The sequence below is a fragment of the Bradyrhizobium sp. SZCCHNR1051 genome (assembly GCF_032489615.1).
Lineage (GTDB): Bacteria > Pseudomonadota > Alphaproteobacteria > Rhizobiales > Xanthobacteraceae > Bradyrhizobium.
The window spans coordinates 110,147-126,725 of sequence record NZ_JAUEYJ010000023.1; the positions used below are offsets into that span (position 1 = coordinate 110,147).

At 65.2% G+C, this 16,579-nt stretch carries 14 protein-coding genes; 10 read left to right on the top strand and 4 right to left on the bottom strand.

Features of this window, described 5'->3' with window-relative positions; all coding sequences use genetic code 11:
* Positions 1-173: 173 nt before the first annotated feature.
* Positions 174-899 (bottom strand): HugZ family protein, encoded by a 726-nt coding sequence (locus QW868_RS26260; protein ID WP_315735716.1) that lies wholly within the window; start codon positions 897-899, stop codon positions 174-176.
* Between the two features lie 214 nt (positions 900-1,113).
* Here QW868_RS26260 and QW868_RS26265 point away from each other — a divergent pair, with 214 nt between their 5' ends.
* From QW868_RS26265 to QW868_RS33615, 6 genes are all read left to right on the top strand, one after another.
* Positions 1,114-1,815 carry a response regulator transcription factor gene (locus tag QW868_RS26265; protein ID WP_006611449.1) on the top strand — a complete coding sequence of 234 codons (702 nt, stop codon included), beginning with the start codon at positions 1,114-1,116 and terminating at the stop codon, positions 1,813-1,815.
* Between the two features lie 228 nt (positions 1,816-2,043).
* Complete coding sequence (locus QW868_RS26270) at positions 2,044-3,849, top strand: sensor histidine kinase (protein ID WP_315734990.1); 1,806 nt, start codon at positions 2,044-2,046, stop codon at positions 3,847-3,849.
* Positions 3,846-4,307, top strand: coding sequence for an HPr kinase/phosphatase C-terminal domain-containing protein (locus QW868_RS26275; protein ID WP_315773606.1), 462 nt, complete (start codon positions 3,846-3,848; stop codon positions 4,305-4,307). Before QW868_RS26270 ends, QW868_RS26275 begins: the two co-directional genes overlap by 4 nt.
* A gap of 195 nt (positions 4,308-4,502) precedes the next feature.
* Complete coding sequence (locus tag QW868_RS26280) at positions 4,503-4,904, top strand: PTS sugar transporter subunit IIA (protein WP_315734995.1); 402 nt, start codon at positions 4,503-4,505, stop codon at positions 4,902-4,904.
* Positions 4,901-5,230 carry an HPr family phosphocarrier protein gene (locus QW868_RS26285; RefSeq protein ID WP_315734997.1) on the top strand — a complete coding sequence of 110 codons (330 nt, stop codon included), beginning with the start codon at positions 4,901-4,903 and terminating at the stop codon, positions 5,228-5,230. Before QW868_RS26280 ends, QW868_RS26285 begins: the two co-directional genes overlap by 4 nt.
* Positions 5,231-5,317: 87 nt before the next feature.
* Entirely contained in the window at positions 5,318-5,851 is a 534-nt protein-coding gene (locus tag QW868_RS33615) for a putative immunity protein (protein ID WP_410051326.1), read from the top strand.
* A 47-nt stretch (positions 5,852-5,898) separates the two neighbouring features.
* Here the strand turns inward: QW868_RS33615 and QW868_RS26290 are convergent, their stop codons facing one another.
* The gene (locus QW868_RS26290; RefSeq protein WP_316231883.1) at positions 5,899-7,503 is read right to left on the bottom strand and encodes a glycosyltransferase family 39 protein; all 1,605 of its coding nucleotides are present in this window, start codon (positions 7,501-7,503) and stop codon (positions 5,899-5,901) included.
* 116 nt (positions 7,504-7,619) lie between these two features.
* On the opposite strand from QW868_RS26290, the gene lepA reads away from it, so the two are divergent.
* The 3 genes from lepA (at position 7,620) to QW868_RS26305 (ending at position 12,819) form a co-directional block, all read left to right on the top strand.
* Positions 7,620-9,431, top strand: a complete 1,812-nt coding sequence (lepA, locus tag QW868_RS26295) for a translation elongation factor 4 (protein ID WP_315735001.1) — start codon at positions 7,620-7,622, stop codon at positions 9,429-9,431.
* Between the two features lie 73 nt (positions 9,432-9,504).
* Positions 9,505-10,431 carry a hypothetical protein gene (locus tag QW868_RS26300; RefSeq protein WP_316231884.1) on the top strand — a complete coding sequence of 309 codons (927 nt, stop codon included), beginning with the start codon at positions 9,505-9,507 and terminating at the stop codon, positions 10,429-10,431.
* A gap of 420 nt (positions 10,432-10,851) precedes the next feature.
* Positions 10,852-12,819 carry a methyl-accepting chemotaxis protein gene (locus tag QW868_RS26305; RefSeq protein WP_316231885.1) on the top strand — a complete coding sequence of 656 codons (1,968 nt, stop codon included), beginning with the start codon at positions 10,852-10,854 and terminating at the stop codon, positions 12,817-12,819.
* 18 nt (positions 12,820-12,837) lie between these two features.
* On the opposite strand, the gene QW868_RS26310 is transcribed toward QW868_RS26305, so the two are convergent.
* Entirely contained in the window at positions 12,838-13,236 is a 399-nt protein-coding gene (locus tag QW868_RS26310; RefSeq protein WP_316231886.1) for a rhodanese-like domain-containing protein, read from the bottom strand.
* Positions 13,237-13,333: 97 nt separating this feature from the next.
* On the opposite strand from QW868_RS26310, the gene ftrA reads away from it, so the two are divergent.
* Positions 13,334-14,365: a transcriptional regulator FtrA gene (gene ftrA, locus QW868_RS26315; RefSeq protein ID WP_315735007.1), complete on the top strand. Its 1,032-nt coding sequence runs from the start codon at positions 13,334-13,336 to the stop codon at positions 14,363-14,365.
* Here ftrA and QW868_RS26320 read toward each other — a convergent pair.
* A complete protein-coding gene (locus tag QW868_RS26320; protein WP_316231887.1) occupies positions 14,339-16,558 on the bottom strand; it encodes a putative bifunctional diguanylate cyclase/phosphodiesterase in 2,220 nt (739 codons plus the stop codon). The genes ftrA and QW868_RS26320 overlap by 27 nt on opposite strands.
* Between the last annotated feature and the right edge of the window lie 21 nt (positions 16,559-16,579).

Below are 16,579 nucleotides of genomic sequence, written 5' to 3' on the forward strand. Positions count from 1 at the left end.
GGCCGCGACGTCAACGAGCTCACCCGCGCCCACGCCGTGGGTTTGCGCGGCGCTCACCTTCTGCTGGGCAGGGAGCGTGCACATCGAGCTTCACGGCAACTGCGTTCATGTGTGAACTTCGCCGTCGTCACGAGAGGATGAGCACAGCCATCAAGGCGCGCTCGAACTACACCTCACTTCGCGCGGGCCTCGTCAGCAAGCCTCACCAGCATCTTGCGCAATGCCCCGGGCGTGGTCACGCGCTCGGGAAACTCCAGCCGCAGCGTCCTGCCGTCGGCCATCAGATCCAATCCCTCCGGGTCACAGCCGCTACACCGCCACTCCGCGGCTTCGGCGCCGAGCAGCGTCGTCGCGTAGAGGGCGAGCGCCTCGCGATGATCTTCGTTCATGTGATCGACGGCGCCCTGCTCTGCCAGAATCAGTTCGTCAGCATCGGATATATCCGTGAGAAACTGCTCGGGCTTGAGATCGACGATGCGGCCGAATCCGGCGACGAGATGCGTGCCTGACGGGCGAATCACGAAGAACGAGAAGTCGGCGAAATCCGCGTAGTCCGCAGCAGACGGATGCGCATTGAGATACCGACGGCGCAGCATCTCGCGATTGTCGTCGCTGGCCTGCTCGGCTTTTCCCGACAGCATGATGCGCGAACCTTCGAGCGGATCGCCGGGCGCGCGTTCATCGAGCATCAGCGACACGCGCGAATCGGCAAGTACATTCCTGGTGTGCACGGCTAATCGCGAGATCAGGATGATCGGAGCACCATCGGACGCAGTAGCGACATTGACCAGCGAGCAGTAGGGATCGCCCGAGCCAACCATCAAGGTTGCAAGTGCGCCCTGCCGGCTCCGGCGCAGCAGGGAATGCGTCACGCGGTTAGGGTTAAAGCTCGCAGACATCATCTTTCCCTCGTCCAAGCAGTTGCAATGAAGGCCTTTTTTCGGCTAAACGGACCACAAACTTGGGCGGGGCACAAACTTTGCCATGCTATTTGTGGAACTCGGTCACACTTCAGCCCAGCTTGCATTGCTCGTTGACCATGTTCGAAGCCCAGTTATGCGGCCCTTAGCTCGATTCTCGTGTCTCGGCTAACCAGACTCTGAAAGCAGGCTCATGCCCACAATCGCCTTGGTCGATGACGACCGCAACATTCTGACATCCGTCTCGATCGCGCTCGAGGCCGAAGGCTATCGCATCATGACCTATACCGATGGTGCATCGGCGCTCGACGGATTCCGGACCAGCCAACCCGACCTTGCCATCCTCGACATCAAGATGCCGCGCATGGACGGCATGGAGACGTTGCGGCGGCTGCGGCAGAAGTCCGACCTGCCCGTGATCTTCCTCACCTCCAAGGACGAGGAGATCGACGAGCTGTTCGGCCTGAAGATGGGTGCGGATGACTTCATCCGCAAACCGTTCTCGCAGCGCCTGCTGGTCGAGCGCGTCAAGGCCGTGCTGCGTCGCTCGCAGCCGAAGGATCCGACGGCGCTGCCGAAGGAGAACGACGCCAAGGCGCTCGATCGCGGCCTGCTGCGCATGGATCCGGAGCGTCACACCTGCACCTGGAAGAACGAGCCGGTCACGCTGACCGTCACCGAGTTCCTGATCCTGCAGGCGCTGGCGCAGCGTCCGGGCGTGGTCAAGAGCCGCAATGCGCTCATGGACGCGGCCTATGACGACCAGGTCTATGTCGACGACCGCACCATCGACAGCCACATCAAGCGGCTGCGCAAGAAGTTCAAGATGGTCGATGAGGAGTTCGAGATGATCGAGACCCTCTACGGCGTCGGCTATCGCTTCAAGGAAACCTGAAACGATAGCTCTGAAGCAAGGGACCTGAAGCATTGCCTTGCGCGACGTCATGCGAAATTGCGCGCTGACGTCGCGGTCTCGATTGGATAGGCTACGCCTCCTGCGCGTTTGTCCGAGCGCAGATGCCGGAACGGGGCCATTGTTGCGGCGAATTCGGGTGCGGCAAGTCGAGTTCTCACGGGAATTCGCCGCACGACCCCTACGAAATTCGGAATCGGAGCACTCACATTGCTCGATCGCACGCAGCTTGACCCAGCCGTGAATGCCCACGACGCCGCGGCGACGATCGCGTCCGAGGCGGCGGACGAGACCCCGCAGGTCTCCGGCTGGCAGCGTCCGCTGAGCTGGCTGCGCCGCGCCGGACAGTTCCTGTTCGCGCTGTCGTTCTCGAGCCTCACCCGCCGCATCGTCTCGCTGAACATCGCCGGCCTGCTCGCACTGGTTGCAAGCATTCTGTACCTGTCGCAGTTCCGCGCCGGACTGATCGATGCGCGCGCGCAGAGCCTTCTGGTGCAGGCCGAGATCATCGCCGGCGCCATCGCCGCCTCGGCCACCGTGCAGACCAACACCATCACCATCGATCCCGAGCGCCTGCTCGATCTCAAGCCCGGCGAGAGCTACGGCGCGCCGGACGAATATTCGCCGCTCGACTTCCCGATCAATCCGGAACGCGTCGCACCGGTGCTGCGCACGCTGATCTCGCCGACCAAGACCCGCGCACGCATCTATGACCCGAATGGCGGCCTGTTGCTCGATAGCCGCAATCTCGAGAACGTGCTGCGCTTCGACCTGCCACCGCCGTCGAGCGAGAAGCCCGGCTTCGTCGAGCGCGCGCTGATCTCGGTACGCACCTGGCTCAATCGCGGCGACCTGCCGCTGTACCGCGAATATGGTCCCGAGAACGGCAACGGCTACGAGGAAGTCGCCGACGCGCTGAAGGGCCAGAAGCGCAGCATGGTCCGGGTCAATTCGCGCGGCGAGGTCATCGTCTCGGTCGCGGTGTCGGTGCAGCGCTCGCGCACCATCCACGGCGCCTTGATGCTGTCGACGCAGGGCGACGACATCGATCAGATGGTCACCGCCGAGCGTCTCGCCATTCTGAAGGTCGGCGGCGTTGCCTCCGCGGTCATGATCGTGCTGTCGCTCTTGCTCGCCAGCACCATCGCCGGGCCGGTGCGCCGGCTCGCCGACAGTGCCGAGCGGGTCCGCCGCCGCATCAAGACCCGCGTCGAGATTCCCGATTTCACCCGCCGCCGCGACGAGATCGGCCATCTCTCCGGCGCGCTGCGCGACATGACGGACGCGCTCTACAACCGCATCGAGGCGATCGAGATGTTCGCCGCCGACGTCGCCCACGAGCTCAAGAACCCGCTGACCTCGCTGCGCTCGGCGGTCGAGACCCTGCCGCTGGCGCGCAACGACAACAGCCGCGCCCGCCTGCTCGCCGTGATCGAGCACGACGTGAAGCGGCTCGACCGGCTGATCTCCGACATTTCCGACGCCAGCCGGCTCGATGCCGAGCTGCAGCGCCAGGACATGACCCTGGTCGATCTGCGCCGCCTCCTGAACACGCTGACCTCGGTCGCCAACGAGACCAAGCTCGGCACCGACGTCGCCGTCGAGGTCCGGTTCGAGGGCCGCGGCGCCAACGACACGTTCTCGGTGCCCGGTCATGATTCGCGGCTCGGCCAGGTGATCTCCAACCTGCTGTCGAATGCGCAATCGTTCTCCGCCGCCGGCGGCAAGGTACGCATCACCTGCCGACGCGTGCGCTCGGAGATCGAGATCACGGTCGATGATGACGGTCCCGGCATTCGCGAGGATGCCCTGCAGCGCATCTTCGAGCGGTTCTATACCGACCGGCCGCACCAAGGCTTCGGCCAGAATTCCGGCCTGGGCCTATCGATCTCCAAGCAGATCATCGACGCCCATGGCGGGCGGATCTGGGCCGAGAACCGGCCCGGCCCTGTCGACGCCGACGGACATCCGACCTCGGCCGGGGCCCGCTTCATCGTCCGGCTGCCGGCGTCGTGACGACCGAAGCGGCGAGCATCCATGCGTCTGCCGTCCAGGTGGGGGAACTGGCCGTCCTGATCCGGGGTCCCTCCGGGTCCGGCAAATCCCGTCTCGCCTTCGATCTGATGCTCGCCGGACGCGCGGGACAGCTGCCGCCGACGGTTCTGGTGGGCGACGACCGTGTTCATCTCGCCACACGCGGCGGGGAAATGTGGGTAAGTCCCGCACCCGCTCTGGCCGGACTGATCGAGATCCGCGGCCTTGGAATCCGCGCCTGCGACCATGTGTCGGAGGCGAAACTGGGGCTGGTGGTCGACCTGATGGCCGAGGATGCCGCCCGCCTGCCGAACGCCGAATCGCTTCGCATTCATCTCAACGGTATCAAATTGCCACGCATACCGGTTGGGCCGGGTTTTCCACCCCTCCCTTTGGTTGTAGCAGAGCTTATTACCACCCCGACTTTCATGTTCCGGTAATCTTTCGGCCGATTGTGTGGAGCAAATTGGTAACCATATCAGCCCCACTATCGCGACCGATTAGACCGCCGCCAGCTCCCATTCTGTATGCCAGAATCCGGGAGGCTCGCGAATATGCCCTCTTGCGCGGGGGCTCCGGATGGTCAAAGTGGCGCGTTCGTGCGGTGCACCCAAGGCGCCCGCGAGGAGTATCCGATGATTGGCCTGGTACTGGTGACCCATGGGCGCCTCGCCGACGAGTTCAAGGCGGCGCTGGAACACGTCATGGGCCCTCAAAAACAAATCGAAGCGGTCACGATTGGCGCCGACGATGATTCCGATCTCTGTCGCAGCGACATCATCGAAGCCGTGAACCGCGTCGACACCGGCGACGGTGTCGCCATTCTCACCGACATGTTCGGCGGCACGCCTTCGAACCTCGCCATCTCCTGCATGAGCCGGCCCAAGGTCGAGGTGCTCGCGGGCATCAACCTGCCCATGCTGGTCAAGCTCGCCAAGGTGCGCGAGGAGCGCTCGCTGCCCGACGCCATCGCCATGGCGCAGGAGGCAGGACGCAAATACGTCACCATCGCCAGCCGCGTGCTCGCCGGCAAATGAGCGACGAGGACGCCCCGCAGGACAACGTCGCCGGCCCGGCGGTCCCTGCCGGAGCCCTCTCGCGAGAGCTGCTGATCACCAACAAGCGCGGCCTGCACGCGCGGGCCTCGGCGAAATTCGTGCAGATGGTCGAAAAGTTCCAGGCCGAGGTCTGGGTGACGCGCGGCGGCGAGACCGTCGGCGGCCGCTCGATCATGGGCCTGATGATGCTGGCGGCGGCGCCGGGAACCAAGATCCTGGTGTCCGCCACCGGGCCCGAGGCGGAGGCCGCGCTGCAGGCGATCACCGACCTGGTGAACGACAAGTTCCACGAAGAAGGCGTGTGAGGGACTCCCGAACCTCGCTTTGCCTGCCGCAATGGGCATTCTACCCGATGTGCGCCTATCCTCGCATAGCGACGCGGTAAGGATGGCATGTCCAATAGCGCTATTCGGCTGAGCGAGGCAGACCTGCGAGCGGTGGCTGAATACGCAGCCCTCTCTGCACTTCCGGCGCTGGCGATCTTCGAACGCGACCGACCGGATGATCTTCGCGCACGAGCCGCAATACAGGCCGCCCGGAGCTTTGCGAGCGGCAGGAGTCGGAGCAAATCCCTACGGGATAGCGCGTGGGCGGCGCAGCGGGCGGCAATCGAGGCCCGCGATGAGGGGTTGCGCGCGGCCTATGAGGCCGCTCGCGCTGCCCTCGCCGCGGCGGGCGCGGGCTTCCTTCATCCCCTCCCGAACCCTTCCCAGGTCAAGCACATCCTCGGAGCTGCCGGCCACGCGGCGCGAGCTTTCGAAATCTCAGCCGGAGACGTTCCCGCCGTCGGCGCTGACTACCTCGCGCGATCACGGCTTCTTGCTTCTCAAGAGGTCGTGGACGTCCTCAGACGTTATCCTTGTCCACCGCCCGGCGGAGGCCGGGTCGGAGAGCTGATCCGCCGGCTCGATACCCTGCTCCGGTGATCGGGAGGCCTCGCGCGCAGGAGCGCTTGGCCGGGACGACAGCGAAGCTATCTCCCCGGTCCCTGAATATACACCTTCCAAACGATTGCAGGGCCCGCCTGGCCGTGGAAGAAGCGCTGGGTGGTCATCACCAGCGGCTCGGCCTTCGGCGCCTCCTTGGCCATCCAGGCCTCGCAGGCCGCGATCCGGTTGTCGGTGGTGTCGCAGATGCCGATGAATCCCTCGCGCTTGAGGTCCTCCAGCGTGCTCAGGCCGGAACTCCAGGTCTCCTCCGCCGTGGTGGGCACCGTGAACGACCGCGGGTGGTCCGGGCTATAGAAGGTCATCGGCGTGTTCATCTCGGAAAAGCCGGCCACGAGGGGCCAGGGCGAGCCGAACCGGGCGTGCCAGGCCTTGGTCAGCTCCCGCGCCAGCTCCGAACGGGCGCCATAGCCGGTGGCGCCGTTCGGATTGGCGGCCATCTCGCGCCGGGCAATCCAGGGCGAGGCGATCAGCGTGAGCAGCGACAGGACGAGCCAGACGGCGGCGAGCCGCGGCACCATGACCCGCCGCAGCCGCAGCGCGGGGATCGCGACCAGCGCCAGCGGCACCAGGAAGAACAGCGAGATGCCCCAATCGGTCTTCATGTAGATCGTGAAAGCGAGCCCGCCGAGAGGCGGCCCGACGGCGACGATCGCCTGCACCAGCCAGACATTGATCGCCTGGCTCACATTCACGCCGGGATTGGGACCGCCGCGCCAGTTGTGAAACGCAAAGCGCGGCGGCCAGGCCAACACGAGTGCCGCCAACACGACCGGCAAAGCGAGCAGTGCGAGATTGTGGCCGACATAGCCGAGCACGAGCTCGGCGGCCCGGCCGCGATCCGACAGCGTATAGACGTCCCCGGCATAGGTGATGGCGACGAAATCGACCCGCCACAGCCAGACCAGATGCGGGATCATCGCCACCAGCATCGTGACGATGGCGACCCAGGGCGCGGGCGACGCCAGGAAGCGCAGCCGCTCCGGGTGCAGCAGTGCCGCAAGGCCGATGGCGCCGATCATGGTCAGCACCCAGTATTTGGTCATCAGCGCCGCCGCGCCGGCGAGGCCGAGCCACAGGCCGGAGGCGGCGCTGCGCTTTTCGAACGCGTTGAGATAGGCCAGCACCAACAGCGGCAGGGTCAGCAGCTGGACCAGGTCGGCGTTGTACTTGAAGCCCTTGAAATTGAAGATCGGGTACAGCGCGACCATCACCACGACGAAGAAGGCGCGGCGGCGGTCGACCACCTTGAGGCTCGCGAGCCAGACGATCACGAGGCCGCTGCCATTCACGGCCATCGCCAGCGCATAGGTCGCCCAGTCCTTGACCGGAAACACTGCGAACCACAGCCCGGCGATCCAGCCCGACAGCGGCGGATGCTTGCCGTAGCCGAGCAGGAAGCGGCTGCCCCAGGCATAGGCCTCGGCGACGTCCATGTGGACGTCCTGCGCTGCCTTCAGATTGGTGAGGATCGCCGTCCACAGCACCGCGTGGACCACCGCGAAGCCGATGACGACCCAGATCGACGTTGCCGGCGCCGTGGCGCGCGCCACCAGCCAGGCGGAGATTCGCCGCGGTCCGAAACGGCCGCGCATGCGCGCCGCGAGAGGCGGGAGAGAGGTACTCGACATCCGCCCTCGGTAGCCTGTTTTCAGCGCCCGGGGAATCAGCTTGCCGTGAAGAAAGGCCCTGGAAATTCAGCAATATGGTTGCTGGTTGGGGGCTTGGGGTGCTATCTGCGCGACCCATGACGACCGCCCCCATTCCCAACATCCGCAACTTCTCCATCGTCGCCCATATCGACCATGGAAAGTCCACGCTCGCCGACCGCCTGATCCAGATGACGGGCGGGCTGTCGGACCGCGAGATGGCGGGCAAGGAGCAGGTGCTCGATTCGATGGACATCGAGCGCGAGCGCGGCATCACCATCAAGGCGCAGACCGTGCGCCTGCGCTATCGTGCCAAGGACGGCAAGGACTACATCTTCAACCTGATGGACACGCCCGGCCACGTCGACTTCGCCTACGAAGTCTCCCGGTCGCTGGCGGCGTGCGAGGGCTCGCTGCTGGTGGTCGATGCCAGCCAGGGCGTCGAGGCGCAGACGCTCGCCAACGTCTACCAGGCGCTCGACAACAACCACGAGATTGTCCCGGTCCTCAACAAGATCGACCTGCCGGCGGCGGAGCCCGAGAAGATCAAGCAGCAGATCGAGGACGTCATCGGCATCGATGCCTCCGATGCCGTGATGATCTCGGCCAAGACCGGCCTCGGCATTCCCGACGTGCTGGAGGCGATCGTCACCCGGCTGCCGCCGCCGAAGGGCGATCGCGACGCCACCCTGAAGGCGCTGCTGGTCGACAGCTGGTACGACGTCTATCTCGGCGTCGTCGTGCTGGTGCGCATCGTCGACGGCGTGATGAAGAAGGGCCAGCGCATCCGCATGATGGGCACGGGTGCGGCCTATGACGTCGAGCGCGTCGGCTTCTTCACGCCGAAGATGACCCAGGTCGACGAACTCGGCCCTGGCGAGGTCGGCTTCATCACCGCCGCGATCAAGGAAGTGGCGGACACCCGCGTCGGCGACACCATCACCGACGACCGCAAGCCGGTGACGGAGATGTTGCCGGGCTTCAAGCCGGCAATCCCCGTGGTGTTCTGCGGACTGTTCCCGGTCGATGCCGATGATTTCGAGACCCTGCGCGCCGCGATGGGCAAGCTCCGCCTCAACGACGCCAGCTTCTCCTTCGAGATGGAAACGTCGGCCGCGCTCGGCTTCGGCTTCCGCTGCGGCTTCCTCGGCCTGTTGCACCTCGAGATCATCCAGGAGCGCCTCTCCCGCGAGTTCGATCTCAACCTGATCGCGACCGCGCCAAGCGTCATCTACAAGATGAAGCTGACCGACGGCGAGGAGATCGAGATCCACAACCCGGTCGACATGCCCGACGTGGTCAAGATCGCCGAGATCCAGGAGCCGTGGATCGAGGCCACCATCCTGACGCCTGACGAATATCTCGGCAGCGTGCTCAAGCTCTGCCAGGACCGCCGCGGCAATCAGAAGGAGCTCACTTACGTGGGCAGCCGCGCCATGGTCAAATACGACCTGCCGCTCAACGAGGTGGTGTTCGACTTCTACGACCGGCTGAAATCGGTCTCCAAGGGCTACGCCTCGTTCGACTATCACCTGACCGACTACAAGCCGGCCGACCTCGTCAAGATGCAGATCCTCGTCAACAACGAGCCGGTCGATGCGCTGTCGATGCTGGTGCACCGGACCCGCGCCGAAGGCCGGGGACGCGCCATGGTCGAGAAGATGAAGGACCTGATCCCGCCGCACATGTTCCAGATCCCGATCCAGGCGGCGATCGGCGGCAAGGTGATCGCGCGCGAGACCGTGCGCGCGCTGCGCAAGGACGTCACCGCCAAGTGCTACGGCGGCGACATCACGCGTAAAAGAAAACTTCTGGAGAAGCAGAAGGAAGGCAAGAAGAAGATGCGGCAGTTCGGCAAGGTCGACATCCCGCAGGAAGCCTTCATCGCCGCGCTCAAGGTCGACAGCTGAGGCAGTGTGGTGTCCCGACACAACCGGCGTGCTACCTTAGATAAGTCCGTCGTTAGAGACCGGGAGACCAATAATGAGTTTATTGAGGGATATTCAAGGATCATTAGTCGAAGGAAAGCCGTTAGGTCCAATTCTGCTTAAGCTGCGTCTTCTAGCATCACGTTTAGGTAGCGAGACTCTTGAGGAATGGGTCAAACACGAGTCTGAGGGCTACCCTTCCGATATTGATTTACCGGACTACAGAAAGATCCCGATAGCTTACAAAGCCACCTTTACAGGTCCGTTTGGGAGCGGAATGCAGAATGCTCCCATACCTCCGTACTTAATTGAGAAATTTGCGGGCGCCAGCTGGAATTTCAGCCACATGCGCCAAAGCATCGCAGGCATCGATAAACTTGTAGGTGCAGAGCAAGACCCAGGACAGACTCTGCATATCAATGCGTCAAACCTGATCCTTCTGCTACAAGGTAACGTATACGAAGATTATGCCTGCAACAGCGTAACCGGCATAATATCGGTCGGGGCTCTGGTAGAAATACAGAACGTTGTTCGAGCCAAGATTCTCGAACTGACTATCCAGTTGGAAAAGTCAGTTCCTGATGCGGTCGAGATTGGCTTGGGTATCTCGCCGACAAATCAATTCAGCAAGGATCATGATCGAGTGACACAGATTACGCACCAGGTAATCAACGGCAATGTAACATCAATTTCGAACACTGGGGACAACGCTCTATTCTCTTTCAACAATTCAGCAGGCGACCGAGATGCTTTCGTAAACACGTTGACAAAGGCAGGCATAGCGAAATCGGACGCGCAAGAACTAGCCACGGTTATTGCTTCCGAGAAGCCAGATAGCAAAGCTGAGCCGTTTGGGCCTAGGGCCAAGGGGTGGATCGTGAAGAACATTGGCAAAGCTGCCGACGGAACCTGGAAAGCAGGAATGGCTGTTGCTACTAATGTGCTGACCGAAGCGGCATTGCGGTACTACGGACTGAAGTGAGCTCTTGAGCGGCTTGTTGATTTTGGGCAACGAGATCAGACGCGCCCTTCTCCAACATTCGCCATCGAGCGGATCGGCGGTCGGAGACGCATTCGCGCCAGCCGACTGCTCCGACGGACTGCCGCCCTGCCCGGCGCAGCCCGACAACATCAATCCCAGGAGCGCCACGACAGCGCGCGGTGGCACTCGCCCTTGGCGCGAGCCCGATATAAAGGCACAGCCTACACGCTCGTTTCAGAGGTATTGCACTCGCGTACGGACGACGTGTGGACCAGTGAGAAGCAATCACGGCCCTGCAACCCGCGCGGAGAGGAGGGGATGTCCGTAAGGATGATCAACAATCCGCGCCCCCGTAGAATCACGGTATTCGTTCCTTAATGGTATTCTGGGACCCTTGCTGCAAAGCAAGGAATGCCCCGAATGTCCCGCCTCCGGTCCATCTCCGCCCGCCTCATCGTCGCGCTCTCGCTCACCGTCGCCATCGCCTGTGCCGTGCTCGGCACCTTCTCCGTCATCCAGCAGCGCACCCTGACCCGGCTGGCGCTGGAGCAGCAACTCAAGCTGCAGTTCGACAGCGTGTCGGCCGGCATCGACTATGAAGGCCGCGCCGCGCTGGCGGTCAGCTCCACCCTGGCGGCGCTGCCGCCGATCGCCGATGCCTACCTCAAGGGCGACCGCGACGCGCTGGGCGCCCTGCTCGGCGGCGCCATGACATCGCTGAAGGCGCAAGGCATTCCGCTGGTGAACGTATGGGCGCCGCCGGCCACCAATTTCTATCGCGTGCACGAGCCCAAGGTGTTCGGCGACGACACCTCCAAGCGCCGCATCACCGTGGTGCAGGCCAACCAGACCGGCCGCCTGATCGCCGGCGTCGAGCAGAGCCGGCTGTCGCTCGGCATCTTCGGGATGACGCCGATCGTGCGCGACGGCAAGGTGATCGCGACCGTCGACGTCGGCGCCGCCTTCGGCAAAGAATTCGTCGAGCGCGCCAAGCAGCGCTTCGGCATCGATCTCGCGGTCTACTGGATCGACAACGGGCAGCCGAAGCGGCTGTCGTCGACGTTCGGCGACGATGTCGTCGCCACGCCGGACGAGGTGCTCGCGGTGTTCAAGGGCACGGCGCTGCTGCGCGATGCCACCCTGGCCGGCAAGCCCGCCGCGGTCTATGCCGGCCAGATCAGGAACTACGCCGGCGACCCGATCGCCGTGCTCGAGCTGATCAAGGACACCACGGCCTATGAGGCCGCAGCCAGCAGCGCGCAGCAGCAGCTGATCATCGGCACGGTCGTGATCCTGCTGCTTGCCGTCATCGTCGCGCTGTTCGTCGCCCGCGGCATCTCGCGGCCGCTGGTCGCGATCACCGCCGTCATGCACCGGCTGTCGAGCGGCGACACCGAGGTCGCGATCCCCGGCGGCCAGCGCAAGGACGAGCTCGGCACGATGGCGCAGGCGGTCGACGTGTTCCGCCGCAACATGATCGAGACGGCCAGCCTGCGCGAGGCGCAGGAGGCGACGCAGCACCGCGCCGAGCAGGAGAAGCAGGCGCTGCAGCGGCAGATGGCCGACCGGTTCGAGGCCGACGTCAAGGGCGTGGTGTCCTCGGTTGCCAAAGCCACGGCGGACATGGAGCGCGTCGTCCACGAGATCACCGTCAGCGTCAACGGCACCTCGCAGCGCGCAGCGGCCGCCGCTGCCGCGTCCGAGGAAGCCTCGAGCGGCGTGTCGACCGTCGCCGCGGCCTCCGAAGAACTCGCCTCCTCGGTGACCGAGATCGGCCGCCAGGTCGCGCATTCCAGCAAGGTCGCCGATGCCGCGGTCGTCAAGGCGCGCCAGACCACCGAGATGGTCGGCAGCCTCGCCGCAGCCGCCGAGAGGATCGGCGACGTGCTGCGCCTGATCGACGCGATCGCGAGCCAGACCAACCTGCTGGCGCTCAACGCGACCATCGAGGCGGCACGTGCCGGCGAGGCGGGCCGCGGCTTCGCGGTCGTGGCCGCCGAGGTCAAGGAGCTGGCCGGCCAGACCGCCAAGGCGACGGAAGAGATCGCCGGCCAGGTCACCTCGATCCAGGCCGCGACGTCTGACTGCGTGACCGCCATCGGCGGCATCAGCACAACGATCCAGGAGATCAGCGGCATTGCCGCGACCATCGCCGCCGCCGTCGAGCAGCAAGACTCGGCGACGCGCGAGATCGCGCGCAGCGTCCAGCAAGCGGCGTCCGGCACCAACGAGGTGTCGCAGAACGTCGTCGGCGCCAGTGACGCCGCCGAGCAGTCACGCCAGCTCGCCGACCACGTCATGGTCGCCACGCGCGACCTCGGCAAGCGTGCGAACGACCTGTTCAAAAGCGTCGACACCTTCCTCGCCGGCCTGCGCAAGGCCGCGTAGCTGGCGGGCCGCTTGCGCTCAGCCGCCCGGCGTGAGCGCAAAGCCCTCGTCGAGCCAGCCGGCAATGCCGCCGATCATCATCTTGACCGGCAGCCCGAGCTGCGCGAGGCGGATGGCCGCCCGGTTGGCGCCGTTGCAATGCGGACCGGCGCAGTAGACGACGAAAAGCTCGGTCTTCGGATACTCTGCCATCCGCTCCGCGGTCATGGTTCGGTGCGGAATGTTGATGGCGCCCGCGATGTGGCCCTTCGCGAACGAGGCCGGGCCGCGGACGTCGACCAGGATGAAGTCCGGGGCGGCCGCGCGGAGGCTCTCGTGAACGTCCCAGCAATCGGTCTCGAATCCGAGCATCGCCTCGAAATGCTGGAGCGCCAGCGCTGAGGGAGCGGCGGGTACTTCGGTGACACGCGTGGTCATTGGGTCTCCATTCGGTGATGTCAACAGACCCGAATCTCGCCCGAGATGCCCGGCGCCCCAAGTGACGGATCCGACAAAGTCCGGTAAGTTTCCGCCAATGCCGCCAGCCGCAGCCAGCAGCCATCGTCAGGATCCCGGCCTCGTCGCCGTCATTGCCTATGACGGGCTGTGCACGTTCGAGTTCGGCATCGCGGTCGAAGTGTTCGGACTGCCGCGGCCGGAGTTCGATTTCTCCTGGTATCGGTTCAAGGTGGTCTCGGCCGAGGGACGGCGGTCACGCGCGATCGGCGGCATCGTCGTTGAGGCCGGCGCGCCGCTCGCGCGCCTGAAGGACGCCCGCACGATCATCGTGCCGGGGTGGCGCGATCGCACCGAGCGGCCGCCCGAGCGCCTGCTGCGCGCCATCTCGCAGGCGGCTGCGCGCGGCGCGCGATGCCTGTCGATCTGCTCCGGCGTGTTCGTGCTCGCAGCCGCAGGCCTGCTGGACGGCAAACGCGCCACGACGCATTGGCGGCACATCCCCGACCTGAAGCGGCTCTACCCCCGCATTCAGGTCGAGGAGGACACGCTCTATGTCGACGAGGGCAACGTCATCACCTCGGCCGGCAGCGCGGCGGGCATCGACGCCTGCCTGCATCTGGTCCGGCGTGATTTCGGCAGCAAGGTTGCGAACACCGTTGCGCGGCGGTTGGTGATGCCGCCGCACCGGGACGGCGGGCAGGCGCAGTACGTCGTCGCACCGGTCCAGGCGCGCCCGGGACGGACGATCGGCGAGGTCATGGACTGGGCGCGGGCGCGACTGGCGCAGCCGATTGCGATCAGCGCGATGGCAAAACGCGCCGGGATGAGCGAGCGCACCTTGCTGCGGTCGTTCAAGGACAGCACTGGCGCGAGCCCTGCGGCCTGGCTGCAGCAGGAGCGCATGGCGCGGGCGCGGGAGCTGCTGGAGACTGCGACGCTCTCCCTGGCGGACATCTCGGCGCAGTGCGGCTACCGGTCACTCGAAACGTTTCGCGTCGCTTTCCGTCGCATCGTCGGAACATCGCCCGCGGCGTATCGCCGGCGCTTCGAGGCGCGCCCGACATCAGCCAGCGTCGCTCGCTCAAGCCACCAGCGCGTTGCCAGATGAGGCACCGTCCATGGCATCTCGCTGCGCCTGCAACAGCCGGACGATGTCGACATTGGGCCGGGGCCGGCTGAACAGATAACCCTGCCCTTCATGGCAGCCCTCGGCGCGCAGACAGCGGAGCTCCGCCTCGGTCTCGACGCCCTCGGCCGTGATGATGACGCCGAGCCCCTTGCCGAGGCTGACGATCGAGCGGACGATCGCCTGCGCCTCGCGATTGGCGGCGAGATCGCGGATGAAGGATTGGTCGACCTTGATCTTGTCGAACGGAAAGCTGCGCAGATAGCTCAAGCTGGAATAGCCGGTGCCGAAATCATCCATCGAGATGCGGACGCCGAGCGCGCGTAGCGCATGCAGGGTCGCCAGCACCTGGCCGCTCTTTTCAAGCACCAGGGTCTCGGTGATCTCGAGCTCGAGCCGGCTCGGCGGCAGGCCCGACTGCTTCAGCACGTCCATCACCAGCGACAGCACGTTGCCGACGCGAAACTGCAGCGGCGACATGTTCACGGCGACGCGGACGTCGTCCGGCCATTTCGCGGCGTCGCTGCAGGCCTGGCGCAGCATCGCGCGGCCAAGCGCCGAGATCAGGCCGGTGTCCTCGGCGACCGGGATGAACTCCGACGGCGGGATCATGCCGCGCTCGGGATGCGGCCAGCGCACCAGCGCCTCGAACCCGGTGATGCGTCCGGTCGAGAGGTCGATCAGCGGCTGATAATGCGGCTGCAGCACGTCGCGCTGGATGGCCTCGCGCAGCTCGGATTCGATCTTGCGCCGGCTCTGCGCGCGGGCATCCATGCCGGGTTCGAAATAGCTGAAGGTGCCGCGCGTCTCGTTCTTGGCGCGCGACAGCGCCATGTCGGCGTTCTTGAGCAGCTTCTCGGCATCGTCGCCGTCGTTCGGCGCCATGGCGATGCCGATCGTGGCGCCGATCGTCACCGAGCTGCCGTCGATGAGATAAGGATCGGCGATCGCCTGCAACAGCCGGCGGCAGAGCTGGGCCGCATCCTCCGGCCGTGCCTGCCCGCCTTGCACCACCGCGAACTCGTCGGAGTTGAGACGGGCGACGATGTCCTCCTGGCGCAGGATCGAGCGCAGCCGCTTGCCGACCCCGCGCAGCAGCCGGTCGCCGACGGCGTGGCCCAGCGTGTCGTTGATCGACTTGAAATGGTCGAGGCCGAGCACCAGCACGGCGATTTTCTCGGAACCGCGCCGCATCTGGGCGAGCTTGTCATCGATCTTCTGGCGCAGCAGGTTGCGGCTCGGCAGGCCGGTCAGTGCATCGTGCTGGGCCAGGAAGGCGAGCCGCGCCTCGGCGCGCTTGCGTTCGGTGATGTCCATCAGCGCCAGCAGCACGGCGGGCTGGCTGTTGTGGACGAGATGGCGTGAATAGATCGCGAGATCGATCAGGGCGCCATCGGCGCGGACATGCTTCCAGGTGCGCGCCGCCTGCTCCTCGGCGGACTGCTCGCCGGCCCAGGGCGGCTCGCTCTCATAGGCCTGCAGGTTGCGGATGCCGAGCCGCTCGAAGGCGGCGCGGCTGTAGCCGTAATGCTGGGCCGCCGCTTCGTTGACGCCGAGCACGCGCCCATCATCCGTCGCGCAGACGATCATCGGCACCGGATTGCCGTCGAACAGCAGGCGGAACGATTCCTCGCGCTGCTTCAATTCGGTGATGTCGACGCGCAGGCCGACGATCCCGCCATCGCCGGTCAGGCGCTCCTCGATCAGGATGGTGCGGCCGTCGGACAATTTCTGCTCGTGGCGGCCGCTCGGCTGGAACAGCCTCTCCAGCCGCTCGGCGATCCATTCCTCCTCGCGCCCGGCGGCTTCCGGATAGTCGCCCCGCGCCACGCCGACCCGGATGGTGTCCTGCAGCCGCGCGCCGGCTTCGAACAGGTCCGAGCTGCGGTTGTAGATTTCGGCGTATTTCTTGTTCCAGAGAATGTAGCGGCCGTCGGCGTCGAGGAACACGATCCCCTCGGGAAGAATGTCGATCGCTTCGATGAGACGATCATGCGCCTTCTTCGCCTCCGCCATCGCCACTTCGGCGCACTTGCCCGCGCTCTCATCGACGGGGCCGAGGTTACGCAGGTTGTGCCGCCGCAATTTCGGGCTCGGCTTGACCGGGTGAATTGCATCGCGGGCGCTTGGCACGCGATTGCGCTTTTTTGCCGTGGGTGGCCGAACGGGCCGCATTGCGTGCCTCACTCTCCTTCT

Excerpts from the sequence above, each read along its gene's own strand:
- QW868_RS26260 (WP_315735716.1), bottom strand. The coding sequence starts at position 899 with ATGTCTGCGAGCTTTAACCCTAACCGCGTGACGCATTCCCTGCTGCGC.
- QW868_RS26265 (WP_006611449.1), top strand. The coding sequence starts at position 1,114 with ATGCCCACAATCGCCTTGGTCGATGACGACCGCAACATTCTGACATCC.
- QW868_RS26280 (WP_315734995.1), top strand. The coding sequence starts at position 4,503 with ATGATTGGCCTGGTACTGGTGACCCATGGGCGCCTCGCCGACGAGTTC.
- QW868_RS26285 (WP_315734997.1), top strand. The coding sequence starts at position 4,901 with ATGAGCGACGAGGACGCCCCGCAGGACAACGTCGCCGGCCCGGCGGTC.
- QW868_RS33615 (WP_410051326.1), top strand. The coding sequence starts at position 5,318 with ATGTCCAATAGCGCTATTCGGCTGAGCGAGGCAGACCTGCGAGCGGTG.
- QW868_RS26290 (WP_316231883.1), bottom strand. The coding sequence starts at position 7,503 with ATGTCGAGTACCTCTCTCCCGCCTCTCGCGGCGCGCATGCGCGGCCGT.
- lepA (WP_315735001.1), top strand. The coding sequence starts at position 7,620 with ATGACGACCGCCCCCATTCCCAACATCCGCAACTTCTCCATCGTCGCC.
- QW868_RS26300 (WP_316231884.1), top strand. The coding sequence starts at position 9,505 with ATGAGTTTATTGAGGGATATTCAAGGATCATTAGTCGAAGGAAAGCCG.
- QW868_RS26305 (WP_316231885.1), top strand. The coding sequence starts at position 10,852 with ATGTCCCGCCTCCGGTCCATCTCCGCCCGCCTCATCGTCGCGCTCTCG.
- QW868_RS26310 (WP_316231886.1), bottom strand. The coding sequence starts at position 13,236 with ATGACCACGCGTGTCACCGAAGTACCCGCCGCTCCCTCAGCGCTGGCG.
- ftrA (WP_315735007.1), top strand. The coding sequence starts at position 13,334 with ATGCCGCCAGCCGCAGCCAGCAGCCATCGTCAGGATCCCGGCCTCGTC.
- QW868_RS26320 (WP_316231887.1), bottom strand. The coding sequence starts at position 16,558 with ATGCGGCCCGTTCGGCCACCCACGGCAAAAAAGCGCAATCGCGTGCCA.